The sequence below is a fragment of the Microbulbifer sp. ABM4_008 genome (assembly GCF_056311705.1).
In genome coordinates this window covers 65,568-80,953 of record NZ_CM149970.1, presented here as the reverse complement: position 1 = coordinate 80,953, position 15,386 = coordinate 65,568, and the positions used below count along the sequence as shown (strand labels likewise).

The following is a 15,386-nucleotide window of genomic DNA, read 5'->3' as shown; positions in this document are numbered from 1 at the left end:
GGTTTAATCTGCCGGCGCCGCAAAAGGATCGTTATAGTATTGAGCGCCAATATCAAACCACTCAGCAATCAAGCGCAACTCGGCATCTTCTAAGTACCCTTGGTGTGCGCCACCATTTTCAAAGATAGAAAAAAACGAGCTCTCAAGAGCAGAGCTCGTCAAGGGAGAGGAAATATTGACGGTGACCATTACCGGAATCGGATCACCGTTACTGTCGAGAACTAATTCACCATCCTCATCAACCTCGTAAACAGGATTTCCATCATCATCAAATTCCTGTACAAGCCGCGGTGTTAGCACCCCACTGGATAACTCCAATTCAGCGCGATCGGCCACCAGCTCGGAATAGGAAACAAACCAAGCATCATTAACAGAGGAAGCCGAGGTTGTAAGATCTAATTGCCCATCGGGTATTTGGGTTGCCCCAGCAGCATCAACAGGAGAATGACAGCCTGTACAGGTATAATCAGCTATTACTGCTCCTGTACTATCCAATACTTCACGGGGGAAATCCCAGAGCGGCTGAATATGTTGTTCATAGTGAATGACGATTCGACAATTACTTTCCCACTCTGTTAAACAGGTGGATTCCACCGGTGCATCCGTACTCAAATCACCGTATGAAAGCAATAACTCATCATCCTTAGTCCGTACCGCAGGATCAGTCCATAAATCGGTAAAGTGCAGATCTCCTTCAAGTTGGGCCTCACCAATATACCGGGCCAATAATTGAGCCATAGTCTCGCCCATTTCCGCTAGTAGCGCGGGCTCAGTATTGGCAAATGGTGCTGCCGAGGTCGGCGCTCCAACCCAAGCTGATTCCAGCTGCATATCCGTGCGGCCATGAGGAGCTTCGCTATCGCTAGTATGACAACCGTTACAACTGCGCACTTCACCCGCTTGTAGCTGTAACCAGTTGTTATGACTATCGAAAATGCGTTTTCCATCCGCATCGACAACGGAAATTGCCAAGGGCATATCTGCGGGAACTTTTACCCTTGCGGAGCCGTCGGGCTGGATTGGGGTATAACCCAATATTTCACGCATGCCCTGATTACCATTGCGGCCAAATGCTGCCCCATCAAAGTCCAGAACATCATCGTCGGGAATGCCCACGGCCTTGGAAATTTTCAGGAATCGTGCAGGCCGCAAATCTGCTGTGGTTTGGGCGGGATCCGCCAAGGTTTCGATTCCGGCAATATCTTCACCATCAAAATCATAAACACTGCGAATATCCAGGATTCCGACAGATTCCTCCACCAGATCCGCATCGACATCGACTCCCGGGACGGGATCTGGAATATAGGTAGGTTCAGTGCGAGGCTCCAGAGTAACCCCTTCGGATATCATTTCTCCCTCTTCCACAACCACAATAGGAAGCTGGGTACCGGCGATATAATCGTAAATCCACAGACCGTAGAGTGGGTCTGCCAATTGAACTTCTTCGTCTTCGGCAAGAGTATCCGGGCAGGTCTCCAGCAGCTCGGTTTCTTCATTGATAACCCGGCATTCACTCCAGGTTACCAACAAACGACTTGTCCCATCGTAGAATGGCCATGCGGAAGCAAAAGTACCGTGGGGAGAAATAGTATCGTCGGTAGTGACTTCTCCAATAGTGATAGAAGCCTGCCCGACCATTTCACCACTTTGCTCCGGCTCACTGTAGGCTTCGCTATAAACAATGCCGTCGATAGTCACGAGATCGCCACCATAAGTGAGCCCAGAGGGAGCGCGCAACGTTACCAAAAGGCGGCCATCCGGCATTTCGTGCGGTCGATTGAAGGCGGCCTCAGTCTCTTCTGTACCCGTATTTTGACTGTGATAACCGTAATAAACCGCCAGGTCCGAACCATCCGGATTTACTGTATATAAGCTTAATTTATCGATACCTGCCGCATTGTCCCAGCGATTAAACAGGATCCGTCCATCGCTCAGTACAACTGGATTTAAATCATGGCTCTGATTAAACGATATCTGAGTGATATCGGTCCCGTCCGCTTCCATTACATGGAGTACAAATGCCGGCTCCTCTCGATTTTCAGTCAGGGCTGAGAATTGCGGTTTACCGTCATCCAGTAAAAGAGCTCTGGAGCGTCTCTGGCGGGTAGAAGAAAAAATTATGCGTCCATCGGGTAAAAAAGCGGGAGCGATATCCTGGCCTTCCTCAGCAGTTAAATCTGACTCAATTACCCGATTGAGTTCTTCTGTTTCGGTGTTGTATACCCAAATATTCCAGGTAGGCTGCTCATCGTCATCAGCGTCTTCTATTTCCGGTGCCCGCATCGCAAATATAAGCTGGCTGCCATCTGCTGAAGTATTCAGGTCTTTTACATCGTAATCACCGTCAAATATATTTGCAGTAATGACAGTTTCTGCAGCACTGGCGGTTGCACGGTCTTTTAAAATCAGTTGGGCTCCGGCAAAAAATTCCGCGGGCTCATAAATATTATCCTGAAGGAGGCTGCCATCATCGTCACTACTTAATTGACGAAGTACAAAAGCAACAGGATAGTCCTCCACCACGGGATCTTCGGCTTGGTCTTCACCACCACTGGAACTGCCACCGCCACTACAGGCCGTCATCAATAACAAAAGCGGTAGCGCACGCAAACATTTCATTTTTGTTATCCACCCGGGTTTGGCACGAGCAGCACACGCCTTTTTTGTGCTCTTAGCCTAAGAACTTTTTTATACGGCTTTGACCGCTGAGGCTAATTCTCGCAAGTTGCGCACAAAAAGTTTGCCAACTGGGACGCAAATATTGAAAGTCATTCTGACATTGTTGAAATCTGCTTTTAGACTGCTTTGCCACATCCCAGTGATCTCACCGACAAAAATAGTCCAATGAAAAATAATTCGTCTCGAGCGCGTGTACTCCGGCTCACCACGGTAACCGCACTGCTCGGAGTAGGTTTGTGGAGTAATTCTGCCCTATCAGCATCGCAGGACCAGGCTCTCCAAATTCACAGCCGCATCACCGGAACCATTCCCAGCGAGAGTGTATTGCTGGATATGGCAGAGGATATAGAAAACGGTGATCCCACCGCTGCGGCGTATACGGCAATGGAGAATGACGCCTTCTATAATGTCACTCTAAAAAATCTGGCCACTCCCTGGACTAATGAGGAGCAGGACGTATTTGAACCATTAAATGATTACACTGCGACGGTAATCGGCATGGTTCGGGACGATATGGACTTCCGCCAACTGCTCTCGGCAAATATTCTCTACACCGGTGATATTTCTGGCCTGCCCTCCTACAACACGGGAAATAACGACCACTACGAGACACTGGAAGCAGGGGGTTATTCCCTGCAGGACAATCTGGTGCAGGAAGCTCAATCCTCTCTCAATGGTCTCCCCGCAGATGCCACCGCCGGCGTTCTTACCAGCCGCGCCGCCGCCAAGGCTTTTTTTAGTGCGGGAACCAATCGCGCCATGTTTCGCTTTACCATGCTCAATCACCTATGTAACGACATGGAGCAGGTGCAGGATACTTCCCGCTCACCGGATCGTATTCGCCAGGATGTAAGCCGCAGCCCTGGGGGCGACAGTCGGGTATTCCAAAATAACTGTATCGGTTGCCACAGCGGCATGGACCCCATGGCACAGGCATTCGCTTACTACGACTATGTATACGATGCAGACAATGATCCCGATGGTGAAGAGGGAGCCCTGGATTACAACGCAGCCGGAGATATAGATCCAGAAACCGGCAGCCGTGTTAAGGCCAAAAACCTGATCAACAGCGGCAATTTTCCCCACGGTTTTATTATTCCCGACGACAGCTGGGTTAACTACTGGCGCGAGGGCATAAATATGCATCTGGGCTGGAGCGACACCTTGTCCGGCAACGGCAACGGTATCAAATCCCTGGGAGAGGAGTTGTCTAACAGCCGAGCTTTTGCCAAATGCCAAGTAACTAAGGTGTTTCGCCAAGTTTGTCTGCGCGAGCCGGAAGATTCTACCGACCGCAACCGAATCGAAACTATTACCGATGATTTCAGCAATACCGGCTACAAACTTAAGCAGGTATACGCAGACACTGCGGTTTACTGCGCGGGAGATTAAAAAATGAAAACCTATAAAAGTCTCCCCGTGATAGAAAATACACTGATAGTTCGCACGCTTCGTATCGCTTCACTGTTTTGTGCTGCCCTGGCAATCAGTGCCTGTAGTGGTGGCAGTGGAGAGGGCACCGAAAGCCAACCGGATACCAGCGACAACGATGGCACCGCTGCCTATTCCGGACCGGATCCTGAAACCGATGATGTCAATCAATATAAACAGTACATCTGGGATAACCTGGCGGCGACAAATCGATGCGGCAGCTGTCATATTGAAAATAACCAGAGCCCACATTTTGTCCGCGGCGATGATATCAATGCTGCCTACGATGCCGGACGCGAGTTAATTAACTTATCAGTTCCCGATGAATCCCGTTTGGTAACCAAGGTTGGTGGTGGGCACAATTGTTGGCTTTCCAGCGATGATGCCTGTGCGGAAATTATTACCAACTACATCGAGGAATGGGCTCGGGCTAGCGGCGGCCTAAGCAATACAATCACCCTTGTCGCACCTGTCGAGCGTGAGGTGGGAGCCAGTAAAAGCTTCCCCGAATCCAGCGGCAGCTTTAGCACTACAGTTTACCCTCTGTTGCGCAGCTACTGTGCCAACTGTCACAGTGAAGATGCGACAACGGCACAAACCCCCTACTTTGCCAGCTCGGATGTCGATCTTGCCTACGCATCCGCGGTCAGCAAAATTAACCTGGATTCTCCAGCCGACTCCCGTTTCTCTGTGCGCCTGGGCAGTGAATTTCACAACTGCTGGGATGACTGCTCAGATAACGAAGCGGAAATGACCGATGCGATCCAAGCCTTCGCCGACACTATCAGTGTCACCGAGGTAGACCCCGACTGGGTTATCAGTAAGGCACTGCGCCTCACAGACGGTATTGTTGCGAGTAGTGGCGGTCGCATAGAGAGCAATGCAATTGCTCTCTATGAATTTAAAACCGGCAGCGGCACCACTGCCTACGATACCTCCGGAGTTAACCCTGCAATTGATCTCGCCCTATCTGGCGATGTGGAGTGGATCGACTCCTGGGGGCTGCAATTGAAGGGGGGTAAAGCACAGGGGGCTACTGCAACCAGCAGCAAACTTTACGATACCCTCACAGCCACCGGTGAATACTCAATTGAAATCTGGGCGGCACCAGCCAATGTCTCACAGGATGGGCCCGCGCGTATCGTCACCTATTCCGGTGGCGATGATATTCGCAACTTCACTCTTGGCCAGGATCAATACAGTTACACCGTGCAAAACCGCAATGACAACACCGATGCGGACGGTATGCCTGCCCTGGCAACCGATGATGCCGACCAGGTTGTACAAGCCAGTCTCCAGCATGTGGTGGCCACTTACGATCCAATTAACGGACGCAAGCTTTACGTTAACGGTGCAAATACCGGGGAGCCGGACCCAAGTGAATCCGGTTTGCTCTCTACCTGGGACGATACCTTTGCCCTCGCAGTAGGAAGCGAAGTCAGTAACGGCAATAGTTGGGAAGGCTCCATTCGCCTATTGGCGATTCACTCCCGCGCCCTATCGGAAGAGGATATTGCTACCAACTACGAAGTTGGCGTCGGTGAAAAATACCTGCTGTTATTCAAAGTTGAAGAGCACACAGGCATTGCCGAAAGCTATGTCATGTTTACTGTGCAGCAATTTGATAATTATGCCTATCTGTTTAGTGAACCCACCTTTGTCAGCCTCGACGACAGTGTCGATCCATCTGGAATCGCCATTGAGGGAATGCGTATCGGTATTAATGGCCGCGAAGCGGAGGTGGGCCAGGCCTGGTCCAAGTTATCCACTGCAGTCGACAATAGCTACGTAGCAGGTGAAGGCCAGCAGCTTTCCAGGCTCGGGACCATTATCACTCTGGATAAGGGCCCCCTCGATGATGAATTTTTCCTGACCTTCGAAAAAATCGGCAGCGAAACCTATAACCGGGTTGAGGCTACTCCAGCTGAACCTGCGGATGCCGCTGATCTGGAAGCGCAATCACGCATTGGTCTGCGCCGATTTGAACAAATCCATGCAAGCCTGTCCCAGGCGACCGGAGTCTCCATGTCCCACCCGGAGATTTATGAAACCTGGGAAACTGTGAAACGCCAGCTTCCGGTTGAAAGTGACATTGAAGGATTCCTCGCTGCACAGCAAATGGGTATCACCCAGCTGGCAGTGAAGTATTGCAGCACCCTGGTGGACTCCAGTGAGCGCAGCAGCTACTTCAGTGGGTTTGACTTCAGCGCTTCCGCAGACACCGCCTTCGACAGCGCCAGCAAGCGCGCGCAGATTATCGATCCGCTCATGGAAGGTTTGCTTGGCCACGAGATGAACTGGCACGACGGCAGCGTCTCGCAGCTTGCCAGCGCCCCGGACCTGGCCTCTGTAGAGACAGAACTGGACACGCTTATCGACACCATGACCGCCTGTGGCAGCAGCTGCGATTCAGGTCGCACAGAAACTACGGTGAAAGCCGTATGTGCTGCCGCCATGGGCAGTGCCATGATCCTGATTCACTGATCGCATAAAAAAGACTAGCGGCTTTGTCGGCAAAACTTTCGCCGGTAGAGCCCCTCCACAATAAAGAGCCGGCACACCGAAAACTATATCCGGGAATATTATGAGCAAGAAAAAACACTTTGATCTGGACCAGCCCCTACGGCACCCGGACCACCACCGCCCGGTAACACGCCGCGACTTTCTCGCTCAAGGCTTCCGAGCAGGTATGGGAACAGTGCTGGGCGGCTCTGTCTTCAGCTTGTTTGCCAATCCCCGTAGTGCCCATGCAGCCCTTTCCTCGGACCTGGAAGCACTGCGAAAAACCAATGGCGGGCCCTGTGACGTCAGTGCATTCGGTGCCGGTAAAATTCCTTTTATTTGTTTCGATCTCGCCGGCGGTGCAAATATCGCAGGCTCCAATGTGCTGGTAGGTAAAGAGGGCGGACAAATGGATTTTCTCGGCACAGCCGGCTACAACAAGCAAGGCCTCCCCGGGGATATAGTTCCCTCCCTCGGTGATGAATTTATCAATACTGACCTGGGTCTCGCCTTCCATAGTGACAGCGGTATGTTGCGAGGCATTCTGGAAAAAATCGCTGCTGGCACAGCATCGGCGACCAACGGTGCAGTTATTCCCGCTCGCTCGGAAAATGACACCGGCAACAACCCACACAATCCCATGTACGGTATTAACCAGGCGGGAGCCAACGGTTCCCTGCTGGCCCTGATCGGCTCCAGCTCCAGTGATTCCGGTGGCAACTCTATGGCTCCTTCCGCCATGATCAACCCCGAAGTTCGCCCCACCAAAGTGGATCGCTCTTCCGACGTTACCGGCCTTGTAGATGTAGGAGACCTGGTGGGGCTGCTCAGCCAGGAGGATACTGTCGCAGTGATGGAGTCCATGTACCGTATCTCCGAAGCGAAACTCAGCAACGTAAATACTAAAGTCAGCACCGATGCAGTTATTAAAGACCTGGTGCGTTGCGGCTATATGAAAAGTGCTGACCTGGCTGATCGCTTTGGCAACCCGGCTGATTTAAATCCCGAATCCGATCCAGATATCGTCGGACCATCCGGTGTATTTACCAGCTCAGAATTAAGTGGAGACAGAGAGTTCCAAAAGACCGCCTCAGTGATGAAGCTGGTCGTCAATGGATATGCCGGTGCAGGCACTATTACCATGGGTGGTTATGACTACCATACCGGCGACCGCGCCACAGGAGAGATTCGCGATTTGCGCGCTGGGCGCTGTATTGGCGCTTGCCTGGAGTATGCCGCCCGCCGCAACCAGCCCCTGATGATTTATGTTTTTAGTGATGGTTCCGTTTTCTCCAACGGAATGCTGGACGACTCGGTAGAGGGCCGTGGCAAAGGCGTCTGGACTGGCGATGATCAACAGACAGCCGCCTCATTTTTCCTGGTATACAACCCGGCGGGCCGACCACAATTACTCGGTGGCACGGCGGACGAACAGGCGATCCACCAGCAACTCGGCTATATGCGCAGCTCCGGTGATGTAGAAACAACATCCACCCCCGCCGCTAACAACGTCAATTTATTGGTGGAAACTGTAGTACTCAACTATATGGCCCTGCACGGGGAGCAAGGTAATTTCTCAACCTTATTTCCGAATCACGGTCTCGGCGATAGTAACTTACAAGACAGTATGACTGCCTTCGCCCCCATTATTTAAGTTGGATAAGTGATGTTCCGCTTTTTTAAATTGCTATTACTGTGTAGTGCCACACTTTGCGCGATTCCTTCTGTGGCCGAATGGCACTACGCTGAACGTGCAATTATGGGAACTCAGGTTCGCCTACAACTTTGGCACGAGGACGGCATTGAAGCCGAGCACCTTATTGAAGAGGTCATGACAGAGTTTCATCGACTTGACGATCAGCTCTCGCCCTATAAGGAAAACAGTGAACTATCACTCATTAACCGCACGGCTGGCCGGGGAAACGTCAATATTTCCAAAGAGCTCACCAATCTGATTGATAAATCTCTTTGGTTTAGTCAGCTCACCGATGGTGCATTCGATATCAGCTACGCCACCCTGGGCAAGCACTATGATTTTCGCCAGCAGAAACAGGCAGACGCCCAGCTGACGGACTCGTTGTTAGAAGCGTTGAATTACCGCCACTTAAAACTGAATAAAAAGGCCAATACACTCCGTTTTGGCCACGAAAACACAAAAATAGATTTAGGAGGGATTGCCAAAGGCTATGCGGTTGATCGGGCAATTGAGATCCTCAAGCAGGCAGACATTTGCTGCGCCAGTGTCAGTGCCGGTGGCGATGCACGCATGCTGGGAGATAAACAGGGGCAACCCTGGTTAGTGGGTATTCGCCACCCCCGTGAAAAAAGTAAAAATGCTGCGGTTATCCCCCTGCGTGATATTGCTATCTCTACCTCAGGTGATTACGAGCGTTATTTTATTGATGAGCAGCAGGATAGAGTGCACCATATTTTTAATCCATCCACAGGAAAACCCTCGGAAACTTCTGCAAAAGACACTGATAAGTTGATTAGTGTCAGCATTATTGGCCCACGCGGCTTTGATACCGACCCCCTTTCTACCAGTGTGTTTGTTCTGGGAAAAGAGAAAGGCTTGGCACTTATTAATCGATTGCCCCAATTTGAAGCAGTAGTTATAGATAGTAACCGGAAGTTGTTTTTCAGTCGCGGTTTGGAGAATCTTTGAGTAATCCGTTTTATCTTCATAGAAAATTTGCCAACAAGATCACATCAGATCGTTGATCCCCTGACATAATTTGCGCCGACCAAAGAATAATGCCAATTCCTATCAAAAGGTCTGCCATGAGACGCCCCTTTCAGTGCTTTATTTTATTTATCGGCCTTTTAGGATCTGCGTTTGTGCAGGCTCAGGAAAGCGATTTCTCTGCGGAGAAATTGGAAGAATTAAAGCGCGATGTACTTAAATTAAACAGGGATTTATTGATTCTTGAAGAAGATTTGCTCTATCCCGCACAGAGCCAAATCGCCTTTTATGTGTCTATGGATGTAGGCCACTATTTTACTTTGGATGCAGTAAAGCTACACATCGATAACAAGCTAAGTGCAAGTCATCTGTATACGGAACATCAGCGGGAAGCGTTGATTCGCGGTGGTATTCAACCGCTTTACAAAGGCAACCTAAAATCCGGTGATTACACTATTTCTGCTTTTATAACTGGCCTTGGGCCCGAAGGGCGCGAATACAAGCGGGCAGCCAAGTTGGAATTGAATAAAAGTGATGAGCCCGCCGTTATTGAACTGGTTATCTCAGACAACTCCGGAAAACAACAGCCGGAGTTTGAGCTGGTGCAGTGGCCAACGCCCTGATTAGCCATGTACTACCCATCTTTTACCCGCACCCTATCCCTGGCGCTCATCCTTGCCGCAAGTAACCTTTGCGCTCAGGAAGCTGATACTGTGGCCGAAACAAACGGTCCCAGCAATGAGCAGCGAGCCCCACAAAAATACCAAAGGGCTCAAGACCTGGCTTATGGCGCTACGCTTTACGAGTATTTTCAAGGGAATTACTTTGATGCCCTGAGCACACTGCTGGTTGCTCAACAGCGGGATTCAATTCAAATTCACAGGGATAACGCCGCATTGATAGAGGGCGGGATCAGCCTAGGGTTTGGTTTACATAGACGAGCAGCTGAACTTTTTGAACAGCAGAGTAATGTCGAGGCTGCGCCAAAATATCGCCGCACTGCCTGGTTAAAGCTGGCCGAATTAAATTACCTGAACGGTGATTTTGTCAGCGCAGCAGCACACTTGGAAAAATCAGGGGTTGCCGAGGAGTCCTCTCTACCTCTCAACTTAGCGCTGCGCAATAAAGACCTCACCACGGCTCAAAAATTACTGGAAACCAGCGATTTATACCCTGCGGAAAAGTTATTGGGACATATCAACTTAGGCGCTGCCTTTGCCAGGTCCGGCCAATTGCCTGCAGCAATTCACGAATATCAAGTCGCTGTCGATTTTGCAGAAACAATTGATATTCCTTCATCTGAAATTCCCATACTCATTGATAAAGCCTATATTGGTATGGGGTACGCCCTGGCTCTTGCAGAGCAACACAGCGCAGCTAAAAAAGCCTTTTCCAGGGTTCGCCTCAACACGCCCTGGGCAACTCGCGCACTCCTGGGGATGGCTTGGTCCTCTATCAATGGTGAGGACTACCAAGCGGGCATAGACGCACTGCAATTTTTACTGGATAAACACCGCTACAGTCCCGCCGCACGGGAAGCGATGGTAGCCCTGCCTTATGGTTACGAAAAACTGGAAAATCGCTCTGTAGCCCTCGGAGCATATCAAAGCGCTGAAGCTTATTACCTGGAAACGCTTGCTGAGTTACACCAGTTACAACAAGACCTGGCGACGGAACCGCTGGCCTATGATCCTGTTCAGCGCGAGGCTTGGCGCTATGGCTGGTTACAACTAGCCCAGGCCTCTCCCCTATTGCGCGATAACCAGCACTTTCTGCGGCCAATCCTACAAAGTGACCACTTCCAATTGCGACTCACCGAGCTGCGCGATCTGCAGCAGCTCACCCAGGTCCTACAGACCTGGCAAGATAAACTACCCCAATTTGCCGACCTTATCGAAGAGCGTCACCTGCGCCGTACAACGATTATTGATAACTACAATAGCGCCCAGTTTGACCAGCAGTTGCAGATGGCAACACAGCAATATGATCATTTGAGGGCAGCTCTCGAGGATATTGAACAGGAGCGCGACGCACTCACTTTATTGGCGACCACCGCCATGCCAAATGAACAAAGTGAAACCCTCGAATTACTGGAAATTCTCACCGGCGCTCAAGAACGTCTTAAAAAAATCCAGCACAGCGGCAAGGCCAGCCAACAACAAGCAGAAACCCTGGCGAAAGCCCGGGGGATTTTGCTCTGGCAAGCCAGTGAACAGTATCACGAGAAGTTGTGGCAGCAGCAAAAATCCCTACAACTGCTCGAAGAGCAGTTACGCAGGGGGCGGGAACAACGCAAGAAAACAGATACCGAAGCACAGCGGGGGCCACAACTTCGCCAACTAGCCTATCGGGTGGTCACCGCCGGTGACGAAATTCCAGCTCAGCAAGCGGCGATTGGTCGAGCCAGCGAATTGATTGAAGCCGACCTGCGCCGAGAGGTTATCGCCCAGCTGGGTAGGGAGCAGCAGCAAATTCACAATTATATGGCCCACACACGCCTGGCTATCGCGCGTCTGCAAGACGCTGAAATGCAGGCGATCCCCGCAACCTCTCAGGCTGACAGTGACACGGATAATACCGGGGCCTCAGACAATGAATAACGCCCCGCATCCGGCAGCTGTGTTTACCCTGCGCTCCCTGGCTATTGGTATTTGCTGTGCCCTGACAGCTTGTGGCAATCAACCGGTACAAACCCTGGCTGACCTGCCCCGTGCCAACCCGCCCAGCTCCCAGGAAGAGGCACCGCAAAGTCCGCCCGTGCAAACCGCTATCGCGTTGGAAAACCTGGTGCAAAGTTACCGCACGGCACTGGAGAGCCACGCCGACCCCAAGGTTCGGCAACAAATCCATCTGCGCCTGGCTGACTTGGAAATGGAACGACTGGAGCAAAAACAGTCCGACAATCCGGATACCATTGTCGACTACTCCAGCGCGGTCGATTATTACCAAAGTCTCTCTGCACAGCGCCCAAAAGATGATTACATTCTCTATCGCTTAGCCCGCGCCCGGGCACTGGATGGGGAAATGCCTGCGGCCTTACAGGCATTGGAAAAGATAGCCGGTAGCACACCGGACTCACCGTTTATCGGCGAAGTCTTATTCCGCCGTGGCGAGGCGGCATTCAATCGCAAAGACTACCCCAGTGCCGCCCGAGATTTCCGTGCATTGCTCAAGCAGGGGCCGAGTCCATTTACGGATAATGCTCGCTATATGCTGGCTTGGTCAGAATTTAAATCGAGCAATTACCGCGCATCCACAGAAATTTTTCTCCAGTCGCTGGATATTTTGCACAGTGAGGAACAGGGGGAGGAACTCCCTGTTGGGCGGCAACGCCTGCGTGAAGACAGCCTGCGCGGGCTCGCATTAAACTTCAGCTACCTGGGAGGTGCTGAAGCCATTGAGTCTTTTAACCTCAATGGAGAGCCACGTCCCTATCAGCACCAGCTATACAGTGCACTCGGTACCTGGTATCGGGAAAAAGAGTTGTTCCGCAATAGTGCCGATACCTTTTTACAATTCGTCAATCACTACCCACAAACCCAGCAAGCCCCACAGCTTCATCTTCTCGCCGTTGAAACCTTGCAAGCGGGGAGACTACATAAGGAAGTTCTGCCCACGAAGCGGGACTTTGTGCGTCGCTATGGTGTGAACAGTGATTACTGGCAAGCAGCAGGTGAAACTCAACAACAGGAGTTGGCCAAAACCCTGCAACCATGGCTGTATGAATTGGCCCAGTTTGACCACGCCCGCGCTCAGGAATTGGCTCAGCAGGTCACAAAACTACCCGCGAATAAGGTGAAAGAACGTCGCCTTGTCAGCGCACAATCACTGGGTGCCTATCGCAGCGCCGCCGCGTTATATCAGGAATACGCGCAGACTTTTCCACAAGATCCACGCACGCCATCCATGGTTTTCCTGATGGCGGAGTGTCTTGAGCAGGCTGCAGATCACCCCGCCGCCTGGCGCGCTTACAGCCAGGTCGCCTGGGAATACCAAGATCCCAAGTATGCTGCCGAAGCCGGCTACGGAGCCATCCTCAGTGCAGCCAGAGTGCATGAACAAACTCCGGATCAAGAGTCGGAACAGAAAATCCTGTGGCTCGATCGCAATATCGAAGCGAGCCTGAAATTTGCACAGAGCTGGCCCCAAGACCCGAGAGCTCTGCCAGTACAGCTGGCCGCTGCCGATAAGTTGTTACAACAATCGCGCTTTGCCGAAGCCATCGCCGCTGCCGAGCACGCCGATCAATGGCAACCGCCAGCCAATAGGCAACAGCAACTAAGTATTGCAATAATACGGGCCCACAGCCATTTTTCCCTGAAGCAATATCCCCAGGCAGAGGCTGCCTATACCCGCGCGCTCGGCTACCAGCCAGACGATAAGCTGCGCAAAGACGCATTGCGCCAATTGCAGTTATCCATCTATCGCCAGGCAGAAATCATTTTGGCCCAGCGCGAGAGTGAGGATGCCGCTCCCAGTGAGGAAGCCCTCAATCACCTGCTGCGTATCCGCAATAGCGGGCGCACAGAGGTTGCGGCCACCGCCCAATACGATGCGATTAATTTTCTTATTCAATTAGGGGAGTGGCAGCGCGCCAGCACAGAACTCGCTGATTTCCGCCAGTTTTATCCCGCGCACACCTTGACGCCGACACTGGCTGCCAAAGCCATCGTTATCTTTGAAGCTCTGGAAATGCCAGCGGCCGCCGCCTCAGAATTACTGCAATTAGCCGCTACAGATCCGGATCGGGAAGTTCGCCGTCAATCCCTGTTTATGGCAGCAGAAAACCTGCAAAAAGCCGGTGAGTACAACAGGGCTATTGAAAGCTATCGCAACTACAGCAAATTGTGGCCAGAGCCCGCTGAGCAAAGTCTGGAAGCGCAATTTCAGCTGGTCGAAATCTACGCTCAGACCAAAAAGCCCACCAAGCGGAATTACTGGCTACAACAACTTGCACAGAACTCGCTGCAGTCACCCCGCGGGCGTTACCTGGCCGCTTATTCTCAAAGTGAACTGGCGGAACAAAGTTATGCGAAATTTGCTGAACTGGCACTGCGCTTGCCGTTAAAGACCAGTCTCGCTAATAAAAAGCGGGCCATGCAAACCACCGTGGCAGATTACCGCAAAGTCCTGGAATTTGGCATCGCAGAATTCACCCCTCAAGCAAACTATCGCCTCGCGGAAGTGTACCGACAGCTCAGCCGTGACCTGATGGACTCACAGCGCCCTAAAAACCTAAACGAGCTGGAATTGGAACAATACGAAATTCTACTGGAGGAACAGGCCTATCCCTTTGAGGAGAAGTCCATAGAACTTCACGAGGCCAATATCCAGCGCACAGTTGAGGGTATTTACGACGACTGGGTTAAACGCAGCTTCCATTCACTGGGAGAGCTGTTACCCGCACGCTACAAAAAAGAAGAAAAAACCCTGGAGTGGAGTGATGCACTGCACTGAATCTAGCACCCAGAAATTAGCTTCAATCGCACGGTTATTCACTGCTGCGCTATTGGTTTTTTTACTCTCCGCATGTAGCGGTCTGCAAAAGACGATATCGCCCACGGATAGCGACACCGCGCAACAACTGACAGAAAACCCCTACTTGCGAGATGTTAAAAGGGTACCGCAACAGGCCCGTGCGGCGATGGAACTGGCTCGCCAGAATTTTCAGGCAAATGATTTACCTGCAGCTGAATCGCAACTGCTCCAAATTACTGAAAAGTGGCCGGAGCTATCTGGAGCCTGGCTTAACCTGGCAATCGTGCAGCATTCCGGCGAGAAATACGAGGAGTCCGAGAGCAGCTTTCGCCAGGCTATTGCTGTAAACGATAACAATGTATTTGCCTGGAATCGTCTTGCCGCCCTGATGCGTGACCGGGGGCGGTTCGAAGATGCAGAGCAATACTACAACGCTGCCATAGAGCGTTGGCCACACTATGCCGATGCACACCTCAACCTGGGAATCCTCTACGACCTTTACCTGCAACAACCCGAGCGCGCCCTTCAGCACTATATGGCAGCGCAAGATTCCGGTACTGAACAGGATAAATTGCTCAGTGCATGGATACTCGAGCTGGAGCGGAGACTTTAA

At 51.5% G+C, this 15,386-nt stretch carries 9 protein-coding genes; 8 read left to right on the top strand and 1 reads right to left on the bottom strand.

The window, feature by feature from the left end; all coding sequences use genetic code 11:
- Positions 1-3 precede the first annotated feature (3 nt).
- Positions 4-2,619, bottom strand: a complete 2,616-nt coding sequence (locus ACYX4J_RS00350) for an HzsA-related protein (RefSeq protein WP_476177624.1) — start codon at positions 2,617-2,619, stop codon at positions 4-6.
- A gap of 225 nt (positions 2,620-2,844) precedes the next feature.
- Between ACYX4J_RS00350 and ACYX4J_RS00345 the strand changes: the two genes are divergently transcribed.
- From ACYX4J_RS00345 to ACYX4J_RS00310, 8 genes are all read left to right on the top strand, one after another.
- Positions 2,845-4,071, top strand: a complete 1,227-nt coding sequence (locus tag ACYX4J_RS00345) for a hypothetical protein (protein WP_413663676.1) — start codon at positions 2,845-2,847, stop codon at positions 4,069-4,071.
- Positions 4,072-4,074: 3 nt separating this feature from the next.
- A complete protein-coding gene (locus ACYX4J_RS00340; RefSeq protein WP_476177623.1) occupies positions 4,075-6,594 on the top strand; it encodes a LamG domain-containing protein in 2,520 nt (839 codons plus the stop codon).
- Between the two features lie 100 nt (positions 6,595-6,694).
- Positions 6,695-8,266, top strand: a complete 1,572-nt coding sequence (locus ACYX4J_RS00335; protein ID WP_444918492.1) for a hypothetical protein — start codon at positions 6,695-6,697, stop codon at positions 8,264-8,266.
- Positions 8,267-8,278: 12 nt separating this feature from the next.
- A complete protein-coding gene (locus ACYX4J_RS00330; protein ID WP_475711529.1) occupies positions 8,279-9,277 on the top strand; it encodes an FAD:protein FMN transferase in 999 nt (332 codons plus the stop codon).
- A gap of 116 nt (positions 9,278-9,393) precedes the next feature.
- Positions 9,394-9,918, top strand: a complete 525-nt coding sequence (locus tag ACYX4J_RS00325) for an AraC family transcriptional regulator (RefSeq protein ID WP_413663680.1) — start codon at positions 9,394-9,396, stop codon at positions 9,916-9,918.
- A gap of 6 nt (positions 9,919-9,924) precedes the next feature.
- Entirely contained in the window at positions 9,925-11,895 is a 1,971-nt protein-coding gene (locus ACYX4J_RS00320) for an ATP-binding protein (protein WP_476177622.1), read from the top strand.
- On the top strand, positions 11,888-14,752 hold the full coding sequence (locus ACYX4J_RS00315; RefSeq protein WP_476177621.1) for a tetratricopeptide repeat protein: 2,865 nt from the start codon (positions 11,888-11,890) through the stop codon (positions 14,750-14,752). Before ACYX4J_RS00320 ends, ACYX4J_RS00315 begins: the two co-directional genes overlap by 8 nt.
- Entirely contained in the window at positions 14,739-15,386 is a 648-nt protein-coding gene (locus ACYX4J_RS00310; protein ID WP_476177620.1) for a tetratricopeptide repeat protein, read from the top strand. The genes ACYX4J_RS00315 and ACYX4J_RS00310 overlap by 14 nt, the downstream gene beginning before the upstream one ends.